Source organism: Rathayibacter sp. VKM Ac-2857 (genome assembly GCF_013205025.1).
Lineage (GTDB): Bacteria > Actinomycetota > Actinomycetes > Actinomycetales > Microbacteriaceae > Rathayibacter.
On sequence record NZ_JABMLE010000002.1, the window covers coordinates 452,353 to 478,730 of the forward strand.

The window sequence follows — 26,378 nt, forward strand, 5'->3', positions numbered from 1 at the left end:
GGTCGAGTAGGCGCCCGCAGGGCGACGTATCGAGACCCGCCCAGCCGGCCACGGTGGATCTCGATACGCCCGCTCCGCGGGCTACTCGATCAGCAGAGGCGAGTGCGCGACCAGCGCTCCTTGCTGGTCGAGTAGCCGGCCGGAGGGCGACGTATCGAGACCTGCCCGGCTGGGCACGGTGGATCTCGATACGCCCGCTCCGCGGGCTACTCGATCAGCATGGAATTCCGCTCCGCGGACCACTCGATCAGCATGGAAGTCTGCTCCGCGGACCGCTCGATCAGCATGGACTTCCGCGGAGCGGCCTACTCGATACGCACGGCCAGCAGTCGCCGCGGGCGCTGACGGGGTGAGCTGCAAGGCGGAGGAGGAAGCGATACCGGCGGTATCGCGCCCGACGACAACGCCGCAGATCGCCCCGTCAGCGCCCGCGGCGCCGTCAGCGCCCGCGGCGGGCCGTGCCGAAGATGCCTCGGACGACTTCGCGCAACAAGGTCTTCCCGACCGAGGAGCCGAGGACCTCCTCGACGACGGTCTTGTCTCGGCGGGTGGAGCGGGAGCGGGTGGTGGGCGCGGTGCGGCGGCGGGAGCGCTCGGCGGCCTCGTCGGCGCGGCGCTCGGCGGCGGCGCGGTCCTTGGCCCGCTGAGCCGCGGCGCGGGCGTCCTCCTTGGCGCGGCGGGCGTCCTCGGCGGCCTGCTCCTTGGCGCTGCGGGCGGCCTCGGCGGCCTGCTCCTTCACGCGGCGGGCGTCCTCCTCCGCCCGCTCCTCGGCGGCGGCGCGGGCCTCCTCGGCGTCGGCGGCCGCGTCGAGGCGGCGGGTGAGGATCTCGCGGGCGGAGTCGCGGTCGAGCGGGGTGCCGTAGCGGGCGAGCAGCGGGGAGCGCTGGACGCTCGCCTCCCGCTCGGCCTCGGGGGTCGGCGCCATCGAGCCGCGCGGGGCCCGGAGCCGGGTCCAGGCGACCGGGGTCGGCGCGCCGCGCTCGTTCATCACCGTGACGATCGCCTCGCCGATGGGGAGCGCCTGCAGCACCTCGCCGAGGTCGTAGTCGCTCTCGGGGTAGGTCGAGACCGTGGCGCGCAGGGCCTTCGCGTCGTCGGGGGTGTGCGCGCGCAGCTGGTGCTGGATCCGCGAGCCGAGCTGGGCGAGCACGTCGCTCGGCACGTCCTTCGGGGTCTGCGTCACGAAGACGATGCCGACGCCCTTCGAGCGGATCAGCCGGACGGTCTGCGTGATCGCTGCGAGGAAGTCCTTCGAGGCGTCGCGGAAGAGCAGGTGCGCCTCGTCGAAGAAGAAGACCAGCTTCGGCCGGTCGAGGTCGCCGACCTCGGGCAGGTCGTTGAAGAGGTCGGCGAGCAGCCACATCAGGAACGTGGAGAACGGCGCGGGCTTGTCCGCGACTCCGGGGACCTCGAGCAGGCTGACGACGCCACGGCCGTCGGGTGCGAGGCGGAGGAACTCGGCGGTGTCGATCTCGGGCTCGCCGAAGAAGACGTCGGCGCCCTGGTCGGCGAAGGCGATCAGCTCGCGCAGGATCACGCCCGCGGTGGCCTTCGAGAGCCCGCCGAGCTCGGCCAGCTCGGCCTTGCCCTCGTCGCCGACGAGGTAGGTGAGGACGGCGCGCAGGTCCGAGAGGTCGACGAGGGGCAGCCCGGCGCTCTCGGCGTAGTGGAAGACCAGGCCGAGGCTCGACTCCTGGGTGTGGTTGAGGCCGAGGACCTTCGCCAGCAGCAGGGCGCCGAAGCCGGTGACGGTCGCGCGGACGGGGACGCCGGTGCCGACGCCGCCGAGCGCGAAGTACTCCGCGGGAGCCGCCTCGGGGGTCCAGTCCTGACCAATGGTGCGGGTGCGGGCGAGCAGCTTCTCGTCGGGGGTGCCGGGGGTCGCGAGTCCGGACAGGTCGCCCTTGATGTCGGCGGCGAAGACGGGGACGCCGTGCGCGGAGAGCTGCTCGGCGAGGACCTGGAGCGTCTTGGTCTTGCCGGTGCCGGTCGCGCCGACGACGAGGCCGTGGCGGTTGAGCATCCCGAGCGGGATGCGGACGGGCACGTCGGCGCGGGCGTCGCCGTTGACCAGCGCGCCGATCTCGAGGGCGGGGCCGGCGAAGGCGTAGCCGGCGCGGACGGCGTCGACGGCGGACTCGGCGAGGGGGCCGGGGGTGGGGGCCGGTGCCGGTGAGGATGTAGGTGCCGCGGCAAGTGCGGGAGCCAGAGCGGGCGCCTCGACAGGCGCGGGCACAGCGGCGGGCGCGGGCCCCTCCCCCGGCCCGCCGTCGACGAGCCGCACGTCGTCGACGACCGCGGTCGCCTCCTCCGGACCGCTCACCGCCTCGAGGGCGGCGGCGGCCGCCTCGGCGCGGGCGAGTGCCTCCGCGGCCTCGGCCTGCAGTCGTCGGGCGGCCTCCAGGGCCGTGCGTGCGTCGTCCCTCGCCGAGGCGAGCCCGTCGTCGTTGCTCATGGCCTCAGCCTAGGGTCGCGGCACCGACGGAGCCCGGCCCGCCCCGGCCGGATCCGCGCGCACTCCGGATCGGCCCATGTCCCGCCGGGCCGACCGCGCTCCCGCTCAGTCCTCGCGGACGTGCCACGGCTGGCCGTAGCCGCCCTCGTCGAGCGGGCGGGCCATCAGCTCGAGGAACGGCTCGGCGTCGAACGCCTCCGGCCCGAGCACCCCGGAGCCCGACCAGGCGCCGGTCGCGAGCAGCTCGAGGGCGATCACCGGGTTGAGCGCGGTCTGCCAGACCACGCACTGCGTACCGTACTCGGCCATCGTCCACTCGTTGTCGCTGACGTGGTAGAGGTACACCTCGCGGTGCTCGCCGTCCTTGGAGCCGGAGACCCAGAGGCCCGCGCAGGTCTTGCCGGTCATCCGCGGGCCGATGCTCGCCGGGTCGGGCAGGCCGGCGGCGACCACGTCGCGCGGCGAGACCAGCACGGGACCGTCGGCGGAGCGGACCCGGACCGGCTCGGTGCGGTCGAGTCCGAGCAGGTTGAGCGTGCGGAGGACGCCGATGAACTCGGCGCCGAGGCCGTACTTGAAGGTGACCCGCTTCGCGTCGAGCCAGCGCGGCATCAGCAGCACCTCCTCGTGCTCGACGTTGACGCACTCGACGGGGCCGATCCCCTCGGGGAACTCGAACACCTCCGGCTCGGAGAACGGCGGCGTCGTGAACCAGCCGCGGTCCTTCTCGAAGATCACCGGCGGGTTCAGGCACTCCTCGATGGTCGTCCAGATCGAGAACGAGGGCGCGAAGATCTCGGCGCCGGAGTCGTCGCGGACGACGAGGTTCGCGCCGTCGCGGACGCCCAGCTCGTCGATCTCGTCGAAGAGGTGGTCGGCGGCGTAGCGGGCGAAGACGTCGGAGAGCCCGGGCTCGACGCCCATCCCGACCAGGGCGAGGCGGCCGGCGGCCTCCCACTCCGGGACGGCGGCGAACTGCTCGTCGCCGAGCTTGAGGCCGGTCTTGGCGTGCGGCTCCTCGGGGTGCGGCCGGGAGAGGCTCATCGCCATGTCGAGGTAGTCGGCGCCCGCGGCGAGGGCGCCCGCGAAGATCGTCGGCACGAAGGACGGCTCGACCGCGTTCATCACGTGGGTGGCACCGTGCGCGCGGGCGACGGTCTCGACGTTCTCGGCGTCGGAGGCGTCGATGCGCGCGGCCACGAAGCGGTTCTCGACGCCGTCGGCGCCGTGCCGCTCGAGGATCCAGGCGACGGTGCGCTCGGCCCGGGCGAGCTCGTAGTCGCAGACGATGATCTGCTCGAAGAAGGTGCGGCGGGCGGCGATCTTCGCGAAGGCGTCGCCGACGCCGCCGGCGCCGACCAGGAGGATTCTCATGCAACCACCGTAGCGACGGAATCACTCGTGGTTCAAGGTCTAGACCGCGGTAATCGGGAGGCGGAGCGGATCTGCACGACGGAATCCGTCACTCCTGCTCCGTCTCCTCCGCGATCTCGAGGAGGCGGATGAAGCGCGAGAGCCGCTCGAGCGCCGCCATCGAGGTGGGCGGCGACGCGGCGAGCGCAGGCGAGTGCACGAGGAACGCGGCCCACTTCGCCCGCGAGATCGCGACGTTCAGCCGGTTGGGCAGCAGCAGGAACTCGAGCCCGCGCGGGACGTCGGCGCCGGAGGACGCGGCGAGCGAGACGATCGCGACGACCGCCTCCCTGCCCTGGAAGAGGTCGACGGTGCCGACCAGCGTCTCCTCGAGCCCGGCCGCGTCGAGGGCCTCGCGGAGCAGGGCGCCCTGCGCGTTGTAGGGGGCGACGACGATGACGTCCGCGGCGGTGAGGGCGCGCTCGCCGTGCTCGTCGGTCCAGGCGCGGCCGACCATGCTCAGGGCGATCTCGACGACGCGGCGCGCCTCGTCCGGCGACAAGGTGGTGTCGCCGGCGTGCACGACCGGCACCGCGTGCAGCCCGGGCGCGACGCCGTCGAGCCGGCGCTGCTCCGGGGCGCGGGAGGAGAGGGCGCCCTCGTAGGAGAGCTCGGAGACGGCGGCGGCGAGCGCGGGGTGCATCCGGTAGGTCTGCGCGAGGAAGTAGCCGAAGGCGGGCGGCAGGACGTCGTGGCCGGCGGCGAGCCAGCCGAGCGCCGACTCGTCGACCGGCTCCGGGTGCGAGCCCTGGCTGACCTGCGGGAGCTGCTGCGGGTCGCCGAGGAGGAGCACGCGCTCGGCGGCGATCGCGGAGGCGATGGTGGGCGCGAGCGAGAACTGCCCTGCCTCGTCGATCACCAGCAGGTCGAGCGAGCGGCGCGGGACGCTGCCCGCGTTGGCGAAGGTCCAGGCGGTGCCGCCGACGACGCAGCCGCCGCCCTCGGCGAGCGCGGCGAGGGCCGCGCCGTTCTTCACCGGCGTCCAGGCGACGGCGGCGAGCGCCTCCGCGGAGCTGCCGGCCTTGGGCACCTTCGCGACCCGGGCGCGGTCGACCCCCTTCGCGACGACCGCGGTCAGCACGTTCTCGACGACGGAGTGCGACTGCCCGACGACGCCGATCCGCCAGCCGTGCTCCTTCACGAGCCGCGCGACGACGTGCGAGCCGACGTAGGTCTTGCCGGTGCCGGGCGGGCCCTGGACGGCGAGCGTCGCGCGCTCGAGGCCGAGCAGGGTCTCGACGACCGCGGTGATGACGTCGTCGCCCTGCACCGGCGCCACGACGGCCGGCGGAACTCGCCGGAGCACGTCGAGCGCGGGGTCGGCGAGCAGGGCGGGCAGGGCGTCGAGCACCTGGCCGCCCCACTCCGCGATCGCCTCGGGCTGCGGGGCGGCCCGGGGCGGCGGCGCGGGCGCGAGGGCGATCGGGACGTCGTCGTGCGGGTCCTCCCCCGCCCGCAGGCCCTCCTTGAGCAGCAGCACGATCTGCTCGCCGTCGTCGGACGCGGCGAGGATCTCGGCGCGGTCGGAGGCTCCGCGCATCCCCGGACCGGGCGACGGCGCTCCGGGCGGCGCCGGCGTGTCGTAGACGAGGAACGGCTTGGCGCCGATGCTCAGCCGGCTGCCCGGAGCGAGGCGGCCGAGGATCCGCAGCTCGCGGGAGAGGGTGCGCGCCCTGGCCGGCGTCGACCAGTCGCGGACGACCTCGACCCGCTCGACGACGACCACGTCGCGGGCGTCGGCCCAGTCGTCGAGCGGCTGGCGCAGGCGGTCGAAGTGCTCCTGCCAGAAGGTCTTCGCCTCGCGGCGGTGGTAGTCGATCGCCGCACCGGCGAGGGCGAGGGCGGTCTGGTCGGGGGTGCGGTCGCGCGGCTCGACGCCCTCGACCTCGGCGAGGAGGGCGACGGCGACCGGGTCCGGCTCGCGCGGGACGGGCAGGTCGACGTCGACGAGCGGGAGCGGCTCCTCCTCGCGGGCGGGGACGAGCGAGCGCAGCCAGTCGCGCAGGCGCAGGGTGCTGCGGCAGTCGTAGGCGTTGTACTCGCCGATCTCGGCGAGACGGCGCTCGCCCTCGCGGCGGTCGGCCTCGGCCTTCGCGGGATCCGCCTCCGCCGTCGCCGGGTCCCGGTCGGCCCGCTGCAGCAGCGCCCGCGCCTCGACGTACTCGGTGATGCTGTCGGCCGCGTTCGTCACTCCCTCGGTGTCGCGCGCCTCCTCGCCCATGTAGAGCGGCTCGAGCTTCTTGATCGAGTAGCTGCGCGACCCGACGCGCAGCGCGCGGCGGACGACCGGGTAGAGGTCGACGAGGACGCCGTCGCGCAGGAGCGCGTCGATCTCCTCCTCCCCCGTGCCGTGCCGCTGTGCGAGCGAGAGCAGGTGGCTGCGCTCGTAGGAGGCGTAGTGGTACACGTGCATCCGCGGGAAGCGCGCCCGCCGCTCGCGGAGCAGGGCGAGGAAGTCGACGAGGGCGCGGCGCTCGGCCGCGAGGTCGTGCGCCCAGAACGCGGTGAAGGCCTCGTCCTCGTCGACCATGCCGAAGAGGTAGTCGAGGCCCCACTGGCCGTCCTCCGCGTGCAGCGGGTCGCCCTCGAAGTCGAAGAAGAGGTCGCCCGGGTCGGAGGCGGGCAGGGCGGTCAACACGGAGGCGTCGACGACCTCGACGACGGGGACGTGGTCGGCGGAGGCCTCGGTGGCGAGCTGCAGGCGGGCCTGGGAGCGCAGCGTCTCGGCGGCCCCGGCGCTCATCCCGGGGACCGGCCCCTCGCTGACCGCGAGCGCGTCGAGGGTGGTGATGCCGGCGGCGGCGAGCTTCGCGCGCTGGTCGAGCCGCATCCCGGCGACGAGGATCGGGTCGCGGTGCGCCTGCACCTCCGGGGCGCAGAGGCCGCAGCGGCCGCAGGCGGTGACGCGCGGGTCGCCCCAGGCGACGGGCTCGGTCGCGGCGAGGTGCTCCTCGAGGACGGCGCGCAGGCGGGCGCGCTGCACCCGCTGCACGGGGGCGATCATCGCGAGGTCGTGGCTGGTGGTCGTGCCGTCGCCGAGGACGAGGTGGACCTTCTCGCCCACGCGGATCCCCCGCGCCGCCATCTGCTCGGCGTACGCGGCGAGCTGCAGCAGCGCGGGGATCTTCGCGTGCCGGGCGAGCTTGGTGTCGTAGACCTCGTAGGCGCCGTCCTCGGTGCGGAGGAGGAAGTCGGAGAAGCCGATGAAGGTGCCGTCGTAGAAGGTGGCTTGGTAGAGCACGTCGACGCCCGCGCGCATCGCCTCGACGGCCTCGTCGGCGGCCCGCGCGTAGTCCGCGCGGTCGGGGCGGGCGAACTCGAGGACCTCGTGCGTGCGCTTCAGCTCGGCGAGGAAGGCGACCTCGTGCTCGTCGCCGAGGACGGCGGTGCGCTGGAGCATCGCGTCCTCCTCGACGACGACGCGGGGCGCTCGGCCGAGCGTCGCGTCGAGCCGGCGGAGCACCGCCCACTCGCAGGACGACCAGGAGGAGAGATCGGTCGGGCTCGTGACGATGCGGCCGTCCTCGAGATACATGCGACTCCCTCCGGGGCCGCCGGGCGACGACCGCCTCCAGGGTAGGGCGACCCTCCGACACCGGCGCGTGCGAGGCTGGGCGGGTGACCAGCGCGCGCTTCGAGATCATCCCGTCGGACGGCATCGGCGAGGAGGCCGAGCGGGCCTTCCCGGATCCGGCCGCGGTGACGCTGACCGTCACGAGCCTGCCGAAGCACGGGACGGAGCGGACGATCGACGCCGCGGTGGAGCTGGCCGGCCGGGGCTTCCGGGTCGTGCCGCACCTCGCAGCGCGGAACGTCGAAGGGCGCGATGCGCTGGAGCGGGCGCTCGGGCGGATGGGGGACGCGGGGATCGACGAGGCGTTCGTGATCTCGGGCGATGCCAGGAGCGCCTCCGGCAGCTACTCGACGTCGCTCGAGCTGATCCGCGACGCGCGCGAGCTGCGGCCCGAGCTGGCCGTCGACATCGCCGGGTATCCGGAGGGGCACCCGCACCTCTCGGAGGAGAGCATCGCGAAGCACCTGCGCGAGCGGGCGCCCTACATCCGCGGGATCGTCACGCAGATGTGCTTCGACGTCGACGCGGTGGTCCGCTACGCCGACGGGCTGCGCGCGGACGGGATCGAGGCGGAGCTGTGGGCCGGGGTCCCGGGGCCGGTCGAGCGGGCGCGGCTGCTGTCGCTCGGCGCGCGGATCGGCGTGGGGTCGTCACTCGGCTTCCTGAAGCGGAGCTCCTCGGTGGCGGGCGGGCTGCTGCGCGGCCGCCGCTTCGACCCGTCCGCGTTCGTCGCGCGCCTGGAGGCCGCCGCGGGCGACCGCCTCGCGGGCCTGCACGTCTACACCTTCAACGAGCTGGACGGCCTGCGCGCGTTCTGACCCCCTCCGCGAGATGCCACTTGTGAGCGGCTTTCGCGGCGTGTCGCGCTCATAAGTGGCATCTCGCAGTGGGGATCAGCGCGTGCGCCGGACCCAGATGGGCGGGTGCGGGAGCTCGGACTCGGTGCGGAGGCGGCCGGCGAGCGGAGCCCAGACGATCAGGGCGACGGCGAGGCCGAGGAGTAGGCCGCCGATGGTGTCGGTGAGCCAGTGCGCGCCGAGGTAGGTGCGGCTGGCCATCATCGCGACGCTGTACAGGAAGCCGGCGATCCAGACCCAGAGCAGCGGGAAGACCAGGGCAAGCACCATCGCCGTGGTCGAGGCGTTCGCGGTGTGCCCGGAGGGGAAGGAGCCGTAGTCGCTGGTGACCAGCATGTCCTCGGGGCGGGCGCGGCCGACCAGCTCCTTCACGAGCTGGGTGGCGCCGACGCTGACGAGGGCGGCGATCGCGTAGTAGAGGGCGGCCCAGCGCCGGCGGAAGACGAGCAGCACGATGATGATCGCGACCGGGATGATCGCCGTGCCGACGATGCCGGCGCCGACGGTGTTCATGATGAGCGCCGGGACGTCCCAGACGCTCGAGCGGTGCTCGACGATCTCGTCCATCCACTCGACGTCGAACGAGAACGCGCTGGTGGGGCGGAAGGCGATGATCACGGCCAGGACGATCGTCACGATCAGGGCGATCGAGGCGGAGATCAGCGGCCAGCGGCGCGAGACGTGGTGGGCGGCCTCCGTCGTGAGCACCTTCGAGACGACGTCGTCGGAGGGGGCGTGCTGGTGGATCCGCTCGCGCTGCACGGCATCGGGCTGCGCGACGCCGCGCTCGGTCGACAGGGGGTCGGGGCGAGGATCCATCCGGACATGATGCCGCCACGGGGCGTTCACGCGCTGGGGGTTGCGGGCGGGCGCGGTGGGGTCCGGCTCGCGGAATCGTGTCCGGCACGTCGGATCGGCGCGTTTCCGCGAGCCAGAGCGGATTCAGCGAGCCGGAGGTCATGCGGTGGCACCTTCAGCACGCGGGACGCGCTCCGGCACGCCCGAATCCGAGGATCCGGCGAGCCGGGGCGGTTCCGCGAGCCGGAGGTCCGGCTCGGCGGCTCAGTCCTGCAGGGCCGGGACCGTCCGGGGGCGGACGACGAGCCAGAGCGCCAGGATCGAGACGGCCGCTGTGGCCATCATCACGAGGGCCATCGGCACGGCCGACTCGACACCGAAGAGGCCCGAGAGCGGCGAGAGGATGCCGGCGGTGCCGAAGTTCACGGCGCCGAGCAGCGACGCCGCGGTGCCCGCCTCTCGGCCGTGGTTGACCAGGCCGAGCACCTGCACGCAGGGGAAGCTGAAGCCGCAGGCCGCGATGAAGAACCAGAGCGGCACGAGGGTGCCCCAGATGCCGAAGCCGAGCACGTCGAACAGGGCGATCAGGCCGGCGGTGACGAAGAGCGCGACCGTGGTGATCGCGAGGATCCACTGCGGACCGACCCCGCGGCGGCTGAGGAACGAGGACGCCTGGACGCCCGACACCACGCCGAGCGAGTTGATCGCGAAGAGCAGGCCGTACTGCTGCGCGTCCAGTCCGTAGAGCCCCTGGAAGAGGAACGACGAGCTGGAGAGGTAGGTGAACAGACCGCCGAAGGTCATGCCGCCGATGATCGCGACGCCGACGAAGACGCGGTCGGAGAGCACCGCGCGGTAGCGCTGCACGAGCGAGCGGGAATCGCGGTCGGCGCGCGCCACCCGGGGGCGCGTCTCGACGATCAGCAGCGCGACCGCCAGCATCACCAGCAGGCCGTAGGCGGCCAGGAAGACGAAGATGCCGCGCCAGTCCATCACCAGCAGCAGCTGCGAGCCGATCACCGGGGCGAGCACGGGCGCGAGCCCGGAGACCAACGCGAGGCGCGACAGCATCTTGACCAGCGGACGCCCGCCGAACAGGTCGCGGACCATCGCCATCGCGACGACACCGCCCGCGGCGGCGCCGGCTCCCATCAGGAAGCGGAAGACGCCGAGCGACACGATCTCGGGCGCGAACGCCGCGCCCACGCAGGCCAGCACGTGCAGCGAGGTCGCGAGCAGGATCGGCAGCCGCCGGCCGACCACGTCGCTCCACGGGCCGACGACCAGCTGCCCGAGCGCGAAGCCGAGCGTGGTGCCGGTGAGGGTCAGCTGCACCGCCGCCTCCGACACGTTCAGCTCGCCCTGCAGCGCAGGGAAGGCGGGGAGGTAGAGGTCGATCGTGAACGGGCCGAGCGCGGTGAGCGCGCCGAGGACGATCACGTAGACGAGGCGCTGACCGTTGGTCAGGGCGTCGCCGGCGTGCCGGTGCACGGGGATCGAGCCGGTGGGGGTCGGGGCGAGAGAGGTCACGGAGCCTTCCTGCGGAGCGCAGAGCGGAGGAGGGAGAGGGGCGTGCGGAAGGGCACCGCCTCTACCGCCAAGCGGCGGGAGACGGGATTCATTCCCTGACTATCGAATCAATTCGACCGGGGGTCGCGCAAGAGTCTGAGCCGAGCCCGTGGACCGGAGTGCGCCTGCGGGATGCTCGGAGCGGCGCTCAGGCCGCCGGCCGCGCGCCGCCGGCCGGGTGCAGCTCGGCGGTGAGCGGATCGGCGAGCAGGCGCTCGAAGGCCAGCTCGGCCGCACCGAGCATCAGCAGATCGGCGCCGAGCTCGGTGCGGGCGATGCGGACGGAGTCGAGCGCCACCCGGAACGGGCCGCCGCTGCCCAGACGCTCCTCGAGGAAGCCGGGCGCTACGCCGACGAGCGCGCCGAGGAAGCCGCCGAGCACCACCAGCTGCGGGTTGAAGATGTTGACCACGTTGCGCAGCGCCACGGCGAGGTGCCCGAGCTGCCGCTCCACCTCGGCGCGCACCGCGGGGTCGCCGGAGGCGGCGAGCGCCTCCTCGAGCCGCTCGCTCACGTCGGCGCTCTCGTCGAGTCCGAGCACCCGCAGCAGCTCGGCGCGGCCGACCTCGGTCTCGAGGCAGCCGACCGCGCCGCAGTGGCAGTCGACGCCGGCGCTGTTGACGAGAGTGTGGCCGATCTCGCCCGCGTAGCCGTCGATCCCGTGCAGCGGGGTGCCGCCGACGATCACGCCGGCGCCGACGCCGCTCGCACCGCCGTTGAGGTAGACGAGGTGCGAGACGTCGCGCCCGGCGCCGAGGACGCTCTCGGCGAGCGCGCCGAGGTTGGCGTCGTTGGCGGAGAGCACCGGCAGGCCGGTCGCCTCGGCGAGCATCCGGGAGAACGGCTCGTCGGTCCAGCCGAGGTGCGGGCCGACCCGGACCAGGCCGTCGGCGTCGCGGACGAGGCCGGGGACGGCGACGCCGATGCCGACCGTGCGGGCGTCGGCGGGCAGGTCGGCGAGGAGCTCGGCGATCGCGCCGGCCGCGAGTGCCGCCGCGGCCTCGGCGCTCGGCACGGCGGCGGTGCGGCGGATGCGGCGGCGCACCTCGGCGTCCAGGCCGACGACCGCGACGGTGACGGCGTCGATCTCCGGGTTCACCGCGATCGCGACGACGCGCGGATCGGCCTCGACGATCGGGCTCGGCCGGCCCACCTGGTTGAGGGTCTCGGGCTGCAGCTCGCGCACGACGCCCAGCTCGACCAGCTCGCCGACGAGGGCGGCGATGGTCGAGCGGTTGAGTCCGGTGAGGCGGGTCAGCTGCGAGCGGGAGCGCGGGCCGACGCGGTGCACGAGCCGGAGGATCGCGGACAGATTGTGCCGGCGGACCCGGTCGAGGTTGTTGCCGCGCGTCGCGTTCTCGGCCATTCCGCGGTCTCCTCTGCTCTCCGGGGCCAGCCTATCCGCGGGTGCGGGCGCTTCCGGCCGCACAACATCAGCTGAGAAGGGGGTCCCTCCCTCCACAGCGGAGGGACCCCTCTCTCAGCTGATGTTGTGCGCGGACCTCGCCGGTCAGGACCCCGCGCGGGTCCAGGTCCAGCTGCCGGCCGGCGCGTCGACGCCCACGTCGCCGCCCGAGCGGGTCACCGTGAACACGGTCTCCGCGCCGGAGTCGTGCGCCGGCACCCGGACGACCGTCTCGCCGTCCGCGCCGGGGAACACCCGCAGCTCGAGCCCTTCGACGTAGTCGTACTCGGCTGTGTCGCCGCGCGCACCGACCGGGATCACCGCGCCCTCGCGGACGTAGAGCGGCAGCGAGTCGAAGCCGTGCACCTCGCGGCGCCACTCCCCCGCCGAGTCGGTGCTCTCGCCCGTCCACCAGCTGGTCCAGCGCCCGCGCGGCAGGTAGAACTCGACCGAGCCGTCGGGGGTGAACACCGGCGCGACGAGCAGGTCGTGCCCGAGCATGTACTGCGTGTCGAGGTGCGCCGCGTTGCGGTCGTCCTCGAACTCCAGCGTCATCGGCCGCATCACCGGGGTGCCGGTGCGGGCCGCCTCCGCCCCCGCGCCGTACAGGTAAGGCATCAGCGAGAGCTTCAGGCGGGTGAAGAGCCGGGTGACGTCGACCGCCTCCTCGTCGAACGCCCACGGCACCCGCACCGATGACGAGCCGTGCAGCCGCGAATGCGAGGAGAGCAGGCCGAAGGCGAGCCAGCGCTTGAAGACCCCCGGGTCCGGCGTGCCCTCGAAGCCGCCGATGTCGTGCGCCCAGAAGCCGAAGCCGCCGAGCGCGAGCGAGAGCCCGCCGCGCAGGGTCTCGGCCATCGAGACGTAGGAGGACGTGTTGTCGCCGCCCCAGTGCACCGGCAGCGCCTGGCCGCCTACGGTGGCGCTGCGGGCGAAGAGCGCCGCGCGGCCCGCGCCGAGCTCCTCCTCCAGCACCTCGAACACCGCGCGGTTGTAGAGCTGGGTGTACCAGTTGTGCATGCCCTCGGGGTCGGAGCCGTCGGACCAGGCGACGCCCTCGGACGGGATGCGCTCGCCGAAGTCGGTCTTGAAGGAGTCGACGCCCTGGCGGACGAGGACCCGCAGCTTGTCCTGGAACCAGCGGGTCGCCTCCGGGTTCGTGAAGTCGATCAGCGCCATGCCGGCCACCCACAGGTCCCACTGCCAGACATCGCCCGCGGTGGTGCGCAGCAGGTAGCCCTTCTCGCGGCCCTCCTCGAACAGTGCGGAGGCCTGCGCGATGTAGGGGTTGATCCAGACGCAGGTGTGCAGGCCCCGCTCGTGCAGGCGGGCGAGGATCCCCTCCGGGTCGGGGAAGGTGCGCGGGTCCCACTCGAGGTCGGTCCACTGGAACTCGCGCATCCAGAAGCAGTCGAAGTGGAAGGCCGACAGCGGCAGCTCGCGCTCGGCGAAGCCGTCGATGAAGGAGTTGACCGTCTCCTCGTCGTAGCTGGTGGTGAAGCTCGTGGTGAGCCAGAGTCCGTAGCTCCAGGCCGGGACGATGGCGGGGCGGCCGGCCAGCCCGGTGTAGCGGCGCAGCACGTCCTTCTTGGTCGGGCCCTGGATCACCAGGTACTCCAGCGCCTCGCCGCCGACGGAGAACTGCACGCGCTCGACGGTCTCGGAGCCGATCTCGAACGAGACCAGGCCGGGGTCGTTGACGAGGACACCGTAGCCGCGGCTGGAGAGGTAGAAGGGGACGTTCTTGTAGGCCTGCTCGGAGGAGGTGCCGCCGTCGGCGTTCCAGACGTCGACGGTCTGGCCGTTCTTCACGAACGGGCCGAAGCGCTCGCCGAGGCCGTAGACGAGCTCGCCGACGCCGAGGTCGAGCTGCTCGTGCAGGTACGCCTCGCCGTCGGGGCCGGTGAGGTAGCCCTCGGCCTTGTGGCCGGAGCCGGTGAGGCGGGTGTTCGTCGCGGTGTCCCAGAACTCGAGCGACCAGGGCGCTCCCTGCGCGACGCGGACCTCGAGGTCGCCGGTGCGCAGCACGCCGCCCGTTTCCGTGAGGCTCGCCTCGCCGACCGCGTCGTCGACCAGGTCGAAGCCGCGGCGGGTCGCGGTGCCGCGCCAGTGCTCGATCCGGACCTTCGCGACGCCCTCGGCGGGCGAGGACACGGTGACGGTCAGCGTCGGCCGGTTCAGCACGTCGCCGCGACCCTGGATCACCTTGGTCGGCGCGATCACCTCGAGCGAGGCGCCATGGGAGCGGATGTCGTACGCCTCCTGAGCGAAGAGGGGCGTGAATCCGGCCCTCGTCTGCCAGAACCCGTCGGTGAACTTCATGGGGTGGTGCCTTTCTGATGGGGAGGCCGATGCCGGGGCGGGGTCGAAGCGCTTCGATTCCTGCTCGGGCGCGCCGCGGTGAGAAGGGGCTACTTGACCGCGCCGGCGGTGATGCCGCGGGTCAGGGTGCGCTGGAAGATCAGGAAGAAGATCAGCGTCGGCAGCAGGCCCAGCAGGGCGCTCGCGCTGGTCGTCGTGACGTCCATGATCTTGTCGCCCTGGAGGCTGGAGATGGCGATCGGGACGGTCTGCGTCGCGTCGCTCACCAGGAAGACCAGCGGGATGAGGAACTCGTTCCAGGTCCAGATGAAGAAGAAGATCATCAGCACCGAGAGCGTCGGCCGCGAGATCGGCACGATCACCCGGGTGAGCACCTGCCACTTCGAGGCGCCGTCGAGCGCGGCGGCCTCGAGGATCTCCTTCGGGAAGGTGCCGTAGACGCTCGAGAGCAGATAGGTGCCGAACGCCGACTGGATCACGGTGAAGATGATGATCACCGAGAGCTGGCTGTCGTAGATCCCGACCGCCTTGAACATGTAGTACAGCGGGTAGAGCAGGGCCTCCTGCGGCAGCATGTTCGCCAGCAGGAACAGGATGATGATCCAGCTGCGGCCCTTCACCCGGCCGATGCCGATGGCATAGGCGTTGAGCACCGAGAGGGCGACCGCGAGGATCGCGACCGAGCCCGAGATCAGGATCGAGTTGCCGAGCTTCTCCGGGAAGTTCACCCGCTCCCAGAAGGTCGAGAGGCCGTCGAAGGAGAGGCCGGTCGGGAAGGCGAGCGGACCGCCCATGGATTACTCGGCCGGGGTCTTGAACGAGTTGAGCAGGATCAGCAGCACCGGGCTGATGATGACGAGTCCGATCACGACGGCCACGATCAGGATCGCCCAGTCGCCGAGGGTGCGCTTGGTCGCGCCCTTCGAGGCCTTGGGCGCCTTCTTCGGAGTGGTCAGATCGGTGTCGTCCGTGCCGGCCTGGGTGAACGGCAGGGCTTCGATGGCCGACATCAGCGGGCTCCTTCGCTGCGCTCGACGCGCTCCTGGGCGCGGATGAAGAGGACGGCCAGGATCACGATGACGATGGTCAGCGCGGTCGCGATGGTGGCGCCGTAGCCCACCTGCTGCTTCTGGAAGAACTCGGTGTAGGAGTAGTAGCTCGGCACGATGGTGGAGTCGCCGGGACCGCCGCGGGTCAGCGCGTAGATCGGGCCGAAGACCTTCAGGGCGGCGATGGTGCAGGTGAGGGTGACGACGAAGACCTCGGGGCGGATGATCGAGATGGTGATCCAGCGGAAGCGCTGGAACCAGTTCGCGCCGTCGAGCTCGGCGGCCTCGTAGAGCTCGGGGTCCACGCGCTGCAGCGCCGCCATGAAGATGACGACCGGGTAGCCGAGCTGCACCCAGATCATCACGACCATGATCGAGAGCATCGCGGTGTCGGGCTTGCCGAGCCAGTCGTGCGCGAGCGAGCCGAGGCCGACCGCCTCGAGGATCGAGTTGAGCGCGCCGTTGTCCGGGCGGAGGATCCAGCCGATCACGATCGCGGCGATGACCGTCGGCAGGATCTGCGGGAGGTAGTAGGTCGCGCGGAGGAAGGAGGCGATCCGGCCGCCGAACTTCTTGCCGACGAGATCGAAGAGGATCGCGGCGAGGAGGAGTCCGAGGATCGTCGGGACGATCACCATCGCGATGATCATGTAGACGGAGTTGAGGAACGACGTCCAGAACTGGTCGTCGCCCATCAGCTCGATCCAGTTGTCGAGGCCGATGAAGATCGGCGGCTTGATGCCGCGCCAGGACGTGAAGCTGATGTAGATGTTCCAGATCAGCGGGATCAGCACGATGAACACGAAGAGCACGAAGCCCGGGATCAGGTAGAGCCAGTATCCGCCGGAGCGCTTCTCGCGGGGCGGCTTCTCCGCCGTGGGAGGCGGCGGCGCGCTCTCCGCGCGACGCGGAACGGTCGTCGTCATGGGTACTCCTTGAACGTGTGGGCTATGGGGGGCGGGAGGGCTTGCTGGTCGAGTAGCCCCGCAGGGGCGTATCGAGACCGCTGTCGCCAGGACTGCGGGCGGAAGGTGGATCTCGATACGCCCGCTGCGCGGGCTACTCGATCAGCAAGGAAAGAAGGCGGAAGAGCTGGGGAAGGTGGATCTCGATACGCCCGCTGCGCGGGCTACTCGATCAGCAAGGGAAGAAGGCGGGCCCTCTTCTTGCTGGTCGAGTAGCCCCGCAGGGGCGTATCGAGACCGCTGTCGCCAGGACTGCGGGCGGAAGGTGGATCTCGATACGCCCGCTGCGCGGGCTACTCGATCAGCATGAAGAGGAGGCGGGCCATTTCTTGCTGGTCGAGTAGCCCCGCAGGGGCGTATCGAGACCCGCCCCGTCAGTGGTTACTTGATGTCGGCGACGCCGTCGTCGTACTTGCCCTGCAGCTCGGTGAGCATGCCGCTGGGGTCCGTCGAGCCGTTGATGAGCTCCTGCGAGGCGGCGACGAGGTCGTCGTAGAAGGTGGCGGTGGGCCAGTCGGGGTAGAAGGAGAGCTGGTCCTGGTCGACGACCGTCTTCCACTGCGACAGCAGCACCTTGCTCTTCTCGTCCGTGATCGCGGTCTCGTCGACGACCAGCGGGATGCCGCCGTTGTTGCCGATGAGGTTCTGGATCTCGGGGCGCATCGTGATGTCGATCCACTTGAAGGCGAGGTCCTTGTTCTTCGCCGTCTCGGGGATGACCCAGTGGTTGCCCGCGGAGCCCATCGTGAACTCGGCGCCCGGGAAGAGGAAGGTGTCCCACTCGAAGCCGGTGATCTCGGTCTTGAAGCGGCCGAACCACCACGAGCCCGAGAAGAAGATCGGGTACTCGCCGGAGATGAAGGCTGTGCCCGCGTCCTCGGCCTTGAGCCCGGAGGCGTCGGCGGAGAAGTAGCCCTTGTCGACGTAGGTCTTCAGCTGGTCGGCCGCGTAGCTCCAGGCCGCGTCCTCGAAGTCGACCTCGCCGGTGTAGGTCTGGTAGTCGGTGATCCACTGGCGGTCGGCCTTCAGCAGCGCGAGCTGGTAGAAGAGCTGCTGCAGCGGGTACTCCGCGCCGGCCTCGGCGAGCGGGGTGATCCCCTTGGCGACGAAGGCGTCGAGCACGGCGGTGAACTCCTCGTAGGTCGTCGGGACCTCGATGCCGTTCGCCGCGAAGACGTCCTTGTTGTAGTAGACGAAGGTGAACTCGCCGTAGTTGGGGATGCCGTACCAGGAGCCGGAGCCCATGATGCCCTTGTCGTCGTACTTGGCCGTGGTCTGCAGAGCGCCGGGGATCAGCTTGTCCCAGCCGTAGAACTCGACGGCCTCGTCGAGGTTCGTGAGCAGGCCCTGGCTGGAGAGCAGACCGCTGGTCGCGTTGCCCTTGTTGTACTCGACGACGTCGGGCGCGGAGTTGGAGTTGAAGATCTGGCTGGCACCGGTGCGCAGCTGCTCGAAGGCCTTGAACTCGTAGGCGATCTCGGCGCCGGTCTCCTTGGTGAAGATGTCGCGGGCGGCGAGCCAGGCGATGCCGCGGTCGCTGTCGGGGGTCTCGAAGTCCCACATGGTGAGGGTGCGGCCGGCACCGTCGACATCGGTGGCGAGGGCGTCGGAGCCGGCGTCGGAGCCGCCTCCGGAGCAGGCGGCCAGCGCGAACATCGCGCCGATGCCGACACCGCCGGCGATCAGGCCGCGGCGGCTCAGGGAGCCGACGGTGGCGGCGGAAGGGCGGTGGAAGGCGGTGCGGGGACGAAGCGACATAGCGGGAGTTCTCCTTCAAACGGTGCCGCGGGGCTGTGGACGTGGGCTGTGTGTGGTGAGTCGTGCGAGTCGAAGAGCGCTCTCTGGGCGCGTGCCGGGTATCGAAGCGTTTCGACGATCGGCGCGGAGAGGGCGGAGGCGAAGAGGTCGGGAAGGGTTCAGGGAGCGACCGGCACCGAGGCGCCGGTCGGGGCGAGCGCGACGGAGCCGCGGTCGACGTAGTGGGGCGGGAGGAGGTCGACACCGGTGCTGCGACCGGAGTCGATCTGCTGGAGGGTCCGGGCGACGGCCGCACGGCACATCGCGTCGAACGGGAGGGGGATGCTGCTGACCGGCACGGGGAGCGCTGCGCCGTCGTAGCTCGCGCAGGCCGCGAGGACCGAGAGGTCGCCGGGGATCGAGAGGCCGCGCTCGACGAGTCGCTCGATCGCCGCCTCCGCCACCGGCTCGTTGCAGTGCAGCACGAGGGCGGAGACGCCTGCGGCGAGCAGCGCGTCGACCGCCGCCGACGCGCTCGCGCGGCCGATGTGCGGGCGCTCGACGCTGAGGGCGAGGCCGAGGGCCGCGCACTCCGCCTCGAAGGCGTCGTCGAAGCGGCGGACGAAGCCGGCGTTGCGGTCGGTGTACGACTGCGGGTGCTCGACCAGGCCGATCGAGCGGTGACCCTGCTCGGCGAGCAGGCGGACGCTCCGGCGGGCCGCCTCGGCGAAGTCGAGGTCGACGCAGGCGAGCTCGTGCGCGTCGGCCGGGACGCCGATGAAGGTCGCCGGGACGCCGGCCGCGCGGATGAGGGCCGCGCGGTCGTCCTCGTCGTCGACGCCCATCAGGACGACGCCGTCGACCAGCGAGGAGGAGGAGACACGGGCGATGCCGCTGGACGCCTCGTCCGTCACGAGGAGGAGGACGTCGTAGTCGGACTCGCGGGCCCGCTCGAGCACCTCGGTGACGAAGCGCATGTGGGTGGGCAGGTGCAGCTCGCCGCGCATCGGCGCCGAGAGGGCGAGGATGTGGGTCCGCGCGCCGGCGAGCATGCGGGCTCCGGCGTGCGGCCGGTAGCCCAGCTGCCGGACGGCCTCGTCGACCCGCTGGCGGGTGGAGGCGGCGATCGATCGCTTGCCGGAGAGGGCGTAGGAGACGGTGCTGATCGAGACTCCGGCCACGCGGGCGACGTCGTGGATGCTCGCCATCGTTCCTCCTGCCAGACCTCGTCGTCGGTGCCCGGCCGCTCCGCCCTGCTCAGGAGAGCAGTGCTTCGAAACGCTTCGACCGGGTTGCTGCTGAGCACTGTACGCACAGTCGAAACGCTTCCGCAAGGAATTCGTCGGGCGACGCCACATATCGACGCGAGACGTCGCGTCGACGGATGAGCGCAGTGTCGCGACGTCGCGCGTCGTGCGTTGCGCCGCGCGCCCCCGATCGATATGTTGGGCACAACAACAATTCGGCGACGTCGCCGGAAAGGATTCGGATCAATGTCCCTGACCCCCACCCGCGCCGACAAGTTCTCGTTCGGCCTCTGGACCATCGGCTACAACGGGACGGACCCGTTCGGCGGCCCGACCCGGAAGCCCCTCGACACCGTGCACGCGGTCGAGAAGCTGAGCGAGCTCGGCGCCTACGGCCTCACCTTCCACGACGACGACCTCTTCGCGTTCGGCTCGACCGACGCCGAGCGCCAGACCGAGATCGACCGCCTCAAGGGCGCGCTCGAGTCGACCGGCCTGATCGTGCCGATGGTGACCACCAACCTCTTCAGCGCCCCGGTCTTCAAGGACGGCGGCTTCACCTCGAACGACCGCGACGTGCGCCGCTTCGCGCTGCGCAAGGTCCTCCGCAACATCGACCTCGCCGCCGAGCTCGGCGCGCAGACCTTCGTGATGTGGGGCGGCCGCGAGGGCGCCGAGTACGACTCCGCGAAGGACATCCGCGCGGCCCTCGAGCGCTACCGCGAGGCCGTCAACCTGCTCGGCGACTACGTCACCGACAAGGGCTACGACATCCGCTTCGCGATCGAGCCCAAGCCCAACGAGCCCCGCGGCGACATCCTGCTGCCGACCCTCGGCCACGCGATCGCCTTCATCGACTCGCTCGAGCGCCCCGAGCTCGTCGGCGTGAACCCCGAGGTCGGCCACGAGCAGATGGCGGGCCTGAACTTCACGGCCGGCATCGCCCAGGCGCTTTACCACGGCAAGCTCTTCCACATCGACCTCAACGGCCAGCGCGGCATCAAGTACGACCAGGACCTCGTCTTCGGTCACGGCGACCTGCACAACGCGTTCTCGCTCGTCGACCTGCTCGAGAACGGCGGCCCCGGCGGCGTCCCGGCCTACGACGGCCCGCGCCACTTCGACTACAAGCCCTCGCGCACCGAGGACGAGACCGGCGTCTGGGACTCGGCCGCGGCCAACATGCGCACCTACCTGCTGCTCAAGGAGCGCGCCGCGGCCTTCCGCGCCGACCCCGAGGTCCAGGAGGCGCTCGCGGCGTCGAAGGTCGGCGAGCTGTCGACCCCGACGCTGAACGAGGGCGAGTCGTACGACGACCTGCTCGCGGACACCGCGTCCTACGAGTCGTTCGACACCGATGCGTACCTGGGCGGCAAGGGCTTCGGCTTCGTCCGCCTGCAGCAGCTCGCCACCGAGCACCTGCTCGGCGCGCGCGGCTGACCCACCCCGGCCGCTCCCGCGGTTCGCCGCGGGACGTCCTGAGACGGACGGGATCCTCTGCCTCGGCAGGGGGTCTCGTCCGTTCTCGTGTCTTCGGGCGGAGGAGTGACCTCCGCCCGCTCCACTCCGCGGAGGCGACTCCTCCGCACCCCGACTTCAGCGGAGGCCGCGCCTCCCCCCACACCGAACGGAGACGGCGATGACGCTCGTCGCAGGGATCGACTCGTCCACCCAGAGCTGCAAGGTGGTCGTCCGCGACCTCGACACGGGAGCCGTGGTCCGCACCGGGCGCGCCTCGCACCCGGACGGGACCGAGGTCGATCCGGCCGCCTGGTGGGAGGCGCTGCAGGTCGCGCTCGCGGACGCGGGCGGACTCGACGACGTCGCGGCGATCTCGGTCGGCGGGCAGCAGCACGGCATGGTCGTGCTCGACGCGGAGGGGCGGGTCGTCCGGCCCGCGCTGCTCTGGAACGACACCCGCAGCGCCGGCGCGGCCCGCGAGCTGATCGAGGAGCTCGGCGCGGAGGCGTGGGCGCAGCGCACTGGCAGCGTCCCGGTCGCCTCCTTCACCGCCACCAAGCTGCGCTGGCTGCGCGACGCCGAGCCCGAGAATGCGGCACGCGTCGCGGCCGTGGCGCTCCCGCACGACTGGCTGACCTGGCGCCTGCTCGGCTACGGCCCCGACTCCGACTCCGCGCGCGGGCCGCAGCTGGACGCGCTGACGACCGACCGCTCCGACGCCTCCGGCACGTCCTACTGGGGCGCCGAAGGCTACGACCTCGACCTGCTCGAGCGCGCGCTCGGGCACCGGGCGCTCCTCCCCCGCGTGCTCGGCCCGTCGGAGCAGGCGGGCACGACCGAGAGCGGTCTCGTCGTCGGTCCCGGCGCGGGCGACAACGCGGGTGCGGCGCTCGGCCTCGGCGCGGGTCCCGGCGACGTCGTGGTGAGCATCGGCACGAGCGGGACCGTCTTCGCGGTGACGGACGATCCGGTGCGCGACGCTTCCGGCACGGTCGCCGGATTCGCGGACGCGAGCGGACGGTTCCTGCCGCTGGTCGCGACGCTGAACGCGGCCCGGGTGCTGGCCTCGACGGCCGGGCTGCTGGGGAGCGACTTCGACGCCTTCTCGGCGCTCGCGCTCGAGGCGGAGCCGGGCTCCGGCGGTCTCGTGCTCGTCCCCTACTTCGAGGGCGAGCGGACGCCGAACCTGCCCGACGCGACGGCGAGCCTGCACGGGATGACGATCGCGTCGACCACGCGGCCGAACCTGGCGCGCGCGGCGATCGAGGGCATGCTCTGCGGTCTCGCCGACGGCCTGGACGCCGTGCGCGCGCAGGGCGTCGAGGCCCGGCGCATCCTGCTCATCGGTGGGGCGGCGCAGAACGGCGCGGTGCAGCTGGCGGCCTCGCAGGTCTTCGACGTGCCGGTCGTCGTGCCGACGCCCGGCGAGTACGTCGCCGACGGCGCCGCGGTGCAGGCCGCCTGGGCGCTGACCGGCGCGCGCCCGACCTGGGAGGTCGCCTCCCTCGCCGAGCCGACGCCGGACCACCGCCCGGTCATCCGCGAGCAGTACGCGGCGGCCCGCGCCTGACCCGCGTGCAGAGGGCGGGTCTCGATACGCGCTCCGCGCTACTCGACCAGCATGAGGAGGCTGCCGCCCGACGGGCGTCCGCCATGCTGATCGAGTAGCCCGCGGAGCGGGCCGTTCATGCTGATCGAGTAGCCCGCGGAGCGGGCGTATCGAGATCCACCAGCCCCAGAAGAACGAGTCTGCAGACCCGCCCTGCTGATGACGTCGGGTCTCGATACGCCCCTGCGGGGCTACTCGACCAGCATGCAAGACCCATGCTGATCGAGTAGCCCGCGCAGCGGGCGTATCGAGATCCACCCCTCTGCAGAACGTGGGTGTCGATACGCGCGGCGCGCTACTCGACCAGCATGGGAAGGGCTGCCGCCCGTCGGGCGTCCGCCCCCTCATGCGGCAGGCGCAGCCCGCGCAGTGGTCCGCTCCATGCTGATCGAGTAGGGCGCGCAGCGCCCGTATCGAGATCCGTCGTCAGCTCGTCAGCCCGTCCACGTACTCCCGGTTCTCGTCCACCCAGGCCTCGAGCGCCGCGTCCGGGTCGTCGGCACCCTCGTTGAACAGGGCGTTCTCGAGCGAGTACAGCGTGTCCGAGTCCATCCGGAAGTCGCGCAGCCAGCTGCTCAGCGTCGGGAAGTCGCCGTCGAACGAGGCGGAGCCGAACGCGTGGATGCCCTCCGCCTCGCCGAGCAGCCCCTTCGGGTCCTCGAGGTCCTTCACCGGGAACGCGTCGTAGGCCCAGTGCGGCCGCCACAGCGTCACGGCGATGTTCTCGCCGGCCGCCGTCGCGCTGGACAGCTCCTGCAGCATCGCCGGCGTGGACGAGGTGAGGTACTCCATCCCCTCGAGGCCGTAGCCGGGGATGACCGCGTCGGTCGTGATCCCGTTCAGCCCCGAGCCGGGCTCGATGCCGACCAGGCGGTTGCCGACGACCTCGGGGTTCGCCGCGAGCTCCTCGAGAGTGTCGATCGGCGCGTCCTCGTTCACCGCGATGGTGAGCTTCGCGTCCTCGTTCCAGGCGCCGAGGTCGACGATGCGGTCGCCGTACTCGTCGAGGTAGTCGCCGTGGGTGATCGGCAGCCAGGTGTCGAGCGCCAGGTCGTAGTCGCCGCTGGCGAGTCCCGAGAAGCCGGGCGCCACGTCGATGCTCTGCAGTGTCACGTCGTAGCCCTCCTCCTCGAGCACCGCGCCCCAGAGCCGCGACGCGGCGATGCCCTCGTCCCAGCCCTGGAAGACGGCGAGGGTGACGTCGGTGCGGTCGCCGTTGTCGACGGACGCGGTGGTCGCCGGTCCGGCGACCGCGGAGGCGCCGAGCGAGGCGACGACGCCGACCGACACCGCGGCGATCGCCGTGCGGGTCGCGACGACGGCCCTGCGGCTGCTCGCCCGGGCGACGCGGGCCGGCGACGGCGCGCCGAGGGCGCTCGTCATCCGGTCGAGGATGATCGCCAGGATCACCACCGCGATGCCGGCCTCGAAGCCGAGCGCCACGTCGATCCGCCCGATGCTGGCCACGACGTCGCCGCCGAGACCGCCCGCGCCGACCATGCCCGCGATGACGACCATCGAGAGCGACAGCATGATGACCTGGTTGAGGCCGGCCAGGATCGACGGCAGCGCGAGCGGCAGCTGGATCTGCCGGAGGATGCGCCACTTCGACGAGCCGAACGACTCGCCCGCCTCGACCAGCTCGGAGTCCACGCCGCGGATGCCCAGCTCGGTCAGCCGCACGCCGGGCGCCATCGCGAAGACGATCGTCGCGACGATGCCGGGGACGACGCCGACGCGGAAGAGGATCAGCGCCGGGATCAGGTACACGAACGCCGGCATGGTCTGCATGAAGTCGAGGACCGGGCGCAGGATCGCTGAGGCCGTTCGGTTGCGGGCCGCGAGGATCCCGAGCGGCACGCTCAGCGCGATCGCCATTGCGGAGGCGACGAGCACCAGGGCGAGCGAGTCCATCGCGTTGCCCCACTGGTCGACGCTCGCGATCAGCAGGAGTCCGGCGGCGGAGCCGAGTCCGAAGACCCAGCCGCGCGCCGCGTAGGCCAGCACCGCGATCAGGGCGATGACGACCCAGAACGGCGGGGTCGCCAACACGAAGTCGACGCCGGTGTAGGCGGCGCCGAAGACCGTGCGGATCAGGTCGAACACCGGCTGGAAGGTCTGCGTCAGCACGTCGACGACGGTCTCGGCGGCCGCGCCGAGCGGGAGGCGGAGGTCCGGGTTCATCGCACGCCCCCCTCGCTCGCGAGCACGGCGTCGTCGACGGGGCCGCCGGTCGCGTGCAGGGTGGCGGTGACCAGCTCGGTCGGGAGGGTGGCGGGCGGCTCGACCAGCGCGAGCTCACCGGTGGCGGTGCCGACGTTGCCGAGCGCGGCGAGCAGCGTCACGCGCGGGATCGCTCCGAGGAGCCGCCCCGCCTCGTCGACCACGGCCACCGGCAGCGCCGACTCGACGGCCGGCTCGATGATCTCGCTGAGCGCGGTGTCGGGACCGACGCTGACGACGGCCTCGGTGACGACGCGCGAGAGGTCGGTGGTGCCCGCGCGGACCTGCTCGATCACGTCGCGGTCGCGGACGGTGCCGAGGAGACGGCGCCCGGCGCCCACGACGAACGCCGCCGCGGTCTGCTGGTCGCGCATGGTGCGCAGCGCGGCGCGCGGACCGGCGGCGAGCGTCACGACGGAGCGCACCGGCTCCATCACGGCCGAGGCGGTGAGCACGCGGGCGCGGTCGACGTCCTGTACGAACTGGGCGACGTAGTCGTTCGCCGGGTCGGTGAGGATCTCCTCCGGGGTGCCGATCTGCACGATGCGGCCGTCGCGCATCACCGCGATCCGGTCGCCGAGGAGCATGGCCTCGTTGAGGTCGTGGGTGATGAAGACGATGGTCTTGCCCAGCTCGTGCTGCAGCTCGATCAGCTGCTCCTGCATCTCGCGGCGGATGAGCGGATCGAGCGCCGAGAACGCCTCGTCCATCAGCACGATGTCGGTGTCGGCGGCGAGCGCCCGGGCGAGTCCGACCCGCTGGCGCATGCCGCCGAAGAGCTCATCGGGCAGCTTCTCGTGCCAGCCGGCCAGGCCGGCCCGCTCGACCGCGAGGAGCGCGCGCTCGCGGCGCTCGGCCGCCGGCACGCCCTGGATCTCGAGCGGGTAGGCGACGTTGTCGAGCACCGTGCGGTGCGGCAGCAGCGCGAAGTGCTGGAAGACCATCGAGATCGAGGAGCGGCGGACCCGGCGCAGCTCCTTCTCGGAGACGCCGGTGATCGAGGCGCCGTCGATCAGCACCTCCCCCGCGGTCGGCTCCTGCAGGCCGTTGAGCATGCGGATGAGCGTCGACTTGCCGGAGCCGGACAGCCCCATCACGACGAAGATCTCGCCGCGGCGCACCTCGAAGGAGGAGTCGATCACGGCGGCGGTGCCCTGGCCCGCGAGGTCGGCGCGGTCGGCGCCCTCGCGCAGCCGCCGCACGACCTCGTCGGGTCGGCGGCCGAAGACCTTGAAGAGGTTCCTCGCCTCGAGGGCCGGGCCCTCGCGCTCGGGGGTGGCGGTCGCCCGCTCCAGGGTGGCGGTCGCGGCTCCGTTCCCGGGCTCGCTGATGTCCTGCTGATTCTGCTGCACGTGCACTCCGTCGGCGCGCAGGGACGCATCCCTGCACTCTCATCTCGTGGTGCCGGGTCGGGTGCGTGGGACGCCGTCTCTCCAGCCTCCGCGGGCATCCCGCCGCGGGTGAGCGGAGGGGGCGCGGAGGCGATTCCGGTTCGTCCGGGAGGCGGCCACGGGGCCGCCTCGCGCACCCGTTGACCGTACGCTCGCGGCGCGTCGGGGAGGACGCCGCACGAGCGCGGACCGATTCATCGGGGTCTCGAGGACCGGCGTCCACGGTAGCCGCGGGTGTCCGTTCGGGCAAACGGGGGACGGCTCCTCCGGGGGCCCGCAGCGGTGCAGAGCCGGGCTATCCAC

17 protein-coding genes are annotated in these 26,378 nt (G+C 72.1%); 3 read left to right on the top strand and 14 right to left on the bottom strand.

Going from position 1 to position 26,378, the window contains the following annotated elements:
- Nucleotides 1-439: 439 nt before the first annotated feature.
- The 3 genes from HQQ86_RS09520 to HQQ86_RS09530 all read right to left on the bottom strand — a co-directional run bounded on the left by HQQ86_RS09520 (nucleotide 440) and on the right by HQQ86_RS09530 (nucleotide 7,403).
- Nucleotides 440-2,455: a helicase HerA-like domain-containing protein gene (locus HQQ86_RS09520; protein ID WP_173287882.1), complete on the bottom strand. Its 2,016-nt coding sequence runs from the start codon at nucleotides 2,453-2,455 to the stop codon at nucleotides 440-442.
- A 105-nt stretch (nucleotides 2,456-2,560) separates the two neighbouring features.
- The gene (locus HQQ86_RS09525) at nucleotides 2,561-3,829 is read right to left on the bottom strand and encodes a saccharopine dehydrogenase family protein (protein WP_173287883.1); all 1,269 of its coding nucleotides are present in this window, start codon (nucleotides 3,827-3,829) and stop codon (nucleotides 2,561-2,563) included.
- An 88-nt stretch (nucleotides 3,830-3,917) separates the two neighbouring features.
- The gene (locus tag HQQ86_RS09530) at nucleotides 3,918-7,403 is read right to left on the bottom strand and encodes a bifunctional RecB family nuclease/DEAD/DEAH box helicase (RefSeq protein ID WP_173287884.1); all 3,486 of its coding nucleotides are present in this window, start codon (nucleotides 7,401-7,403) and stop codon (nucleotides 3,918-3,920) included.
- Between the two features lie 83 nt (nucleotides 7,404-7,486).
- Between HQQ86_RS09530 and HQQ86_RS09535 the strand changes: the two genes are divergently transcribed.
- A complete protein-coding gene (locus HQQ86_RS09535) occupies nucleotides 7,487-8,260 on the top strand; it encodes a methylenetetrahydrofolate reductase (RefSeq protein ID WP_173287885.1) in 774 nt (257 codons plus the stop codon).
- Nucleotides 8,261-8,335: 75 nt separating this feature from the next.
- On the opposite strand, the gene HQQ86_RS09540 is transcribed toward HQQ86_RS09535, so the two are convergent.
- The 9 genes from HQQ86_RS09540 to HQQ86_RS09575 all read right to left on the bottom strand — a co-directional run bounded on the left by HQQ86_RS09540 (nucleotide 8,336) and on the right by HQQ86_RS09575 (nucleotide 19,352).
- Entirely contained in the window at nucleotides 8,336-9,118 is a 783-nt protein-coding gene (locus tag HQQ86_RS09540) for a phosphatase PAP2 family protein (RefSeq protein ID WP_173287886.1), read from the bottom strand.
- A gap of 243 nt (nucleotides 9,119-9,361) precedes the next feature.
- Nucleotides 9,362-10,594, bottom strand: coding sequence for a multidrug effflux MFS transporter (locus tag HQQ86_RS09545; protein ID WP_173288749.1), 1,233 nt, complete (start codon nucleotides 10,592-10,594; stop codon nucleotides 9,362-9,364).
- 220 nt (nucleotides 10,595-10,814) lie between these two features.
- Entirely contained in the window at nucleotides 10,815-12,032 is a 1,218-nt protein-coding gene (locus HQQ86_RS09550) for an ROK family protein (protein ID WP_173287887.1), read from the bottom strand.
- Between the two features lie 144 nt (nucleotides 12,033-12,176).
- Entirely contained in the window at nucleotides 12,177-14,393 is a 2,217-nt protein-coding gene (yicI, locus tag HQQ86_RS09555) for an alpha-xylosidase (protein WP_173287888.1), read from the bottom strand.
- 89 nt (nucleotides 14,394-14,482) lie between these two features.
- A complete protein-coding gene (locus HQQ86_RS09560; protein WP_367948607.1) occupies nucleotides 14,483-15,187 on the bottom strand; it encodes a carbohydrate ABC transporter permease in 705 nt (234 codons plus the stop codon).
- Between the two features lie 3 nt (nucleotides 15,188-15,190).
- Nucleotides 15,191-15,403: a hypothetical protein gene (locus HQQ86_RS22020; RefSeq protein ID WP_367948608.1), complete on the bottom strand. Its 213-nt coding sequence runs from the start codon at nucleotides 15,401-15,403 to the stop codon at nucleotides 15,191-15,193.
- Nucleotides 15,403-16,368, bottom strand: a complete 966-nt coding sequence (locus HQQ86_RS09565; RefSeq protein WP_123447720.1) for a carbohydrate ABC transporter permease — start codon at nucleotides 16,366-16,368, stop codon at nucleotides 15,403-15,405. The genes HQQ86_RS22020 and HQQ86_RS09565 overlap by 1 nt, the downstream gene beginning before the upstream one ends.
- Nucleotides 16,369-16,788: 420 nt before the next feature.
- Entirely contained in the window at nucleotides 16,789-18,165 is a 1,377-nt protein-coding gene (locus tag HQQ86_RS09570) for an ABC transporter substrate-binding protein (RefSeq protein WP_254071985.1), read from the bottom strand.
- Between the two features lie 158 nt (nucleotides 18,166-18,323).
- Nucleotides 18,324-19,352, bottom strand: coding sequence for a LacI family DNA-binding transcriptional regulator (locus HQQ86_RS09575; protein ID WP_173287889.1), 1,029 nt, complete (start codon nucleotides 19,350-19,352; stop codon nucleotides 18,324-18,326).
- A gap of 285 nt (nucleotides 19,353-19,637) precedes the next feature.
- Here HQQ86_RS09575 and xylA point away from each other — a divergent pair, with 285 nt between their 5' ends.
- On the top strand, nucleotides 19,638-20,831 hold the full coding sequence (gene xylA / locus HQQ86_RS09580) for a xylose isomerase (RefSeq protein WP_123447721.1): 1,194 nt from the start codon (nucleotides 19,638-19,640) through the stop codon (nucleotides 20,829-20,831).
- 199 nt (nucleotides 20,832-21,030) lie between these two features.
- Nucleotides 21,031-22,422, top strand: coding sequence for a xylulokinase (gene xylB / locus HQQ86_RS09585; RefSeq protein ID WP_173287890.1), 1,392 nt, complete (start codon nucleotides 21,031-21,033; stop codon nucleotides 22,420-22,422).
- A 465-nt stretch (nucleotides 22,423-22,887) separates the two neighbouring features.
- Here xylB and HQQ86_RS09590 read toward each other — a convergent pair whose 3' ends face one another.
- On the bottom strand, nucleotides 22,888-24,645 hold the full coding sequence (locus HQQ86_RS09590) for an ABC transporter permease/substrate binding protein (RefSeq protein ID WP_173287891.1): 1,758 nt from the start codon (nucleotides 24,643-24,645) through the stop codon (nucleotides 22,888-22,890).
- Nucleotides 24,642-25,979 (bottom strand): glycine betaine/L-proline ABC transporter ATP-binding protein, encoded by a 1,338-nt coding sequence (locus tag HQQ86_RS09595; RefSeq protein WP_216845456.1) that lies wholly within the window; start codon nucleotides 25,977-25,979, stop codon nucleotides 24,642-24,644. Before HQQ86_RS09595 ends, HQQ86_RS09590 begins: the two co-directional genes overlap by 4 nt.
- Between the last annotated feature and the right edge of the window lie 399 nt (nucleotides 25,980-26,378).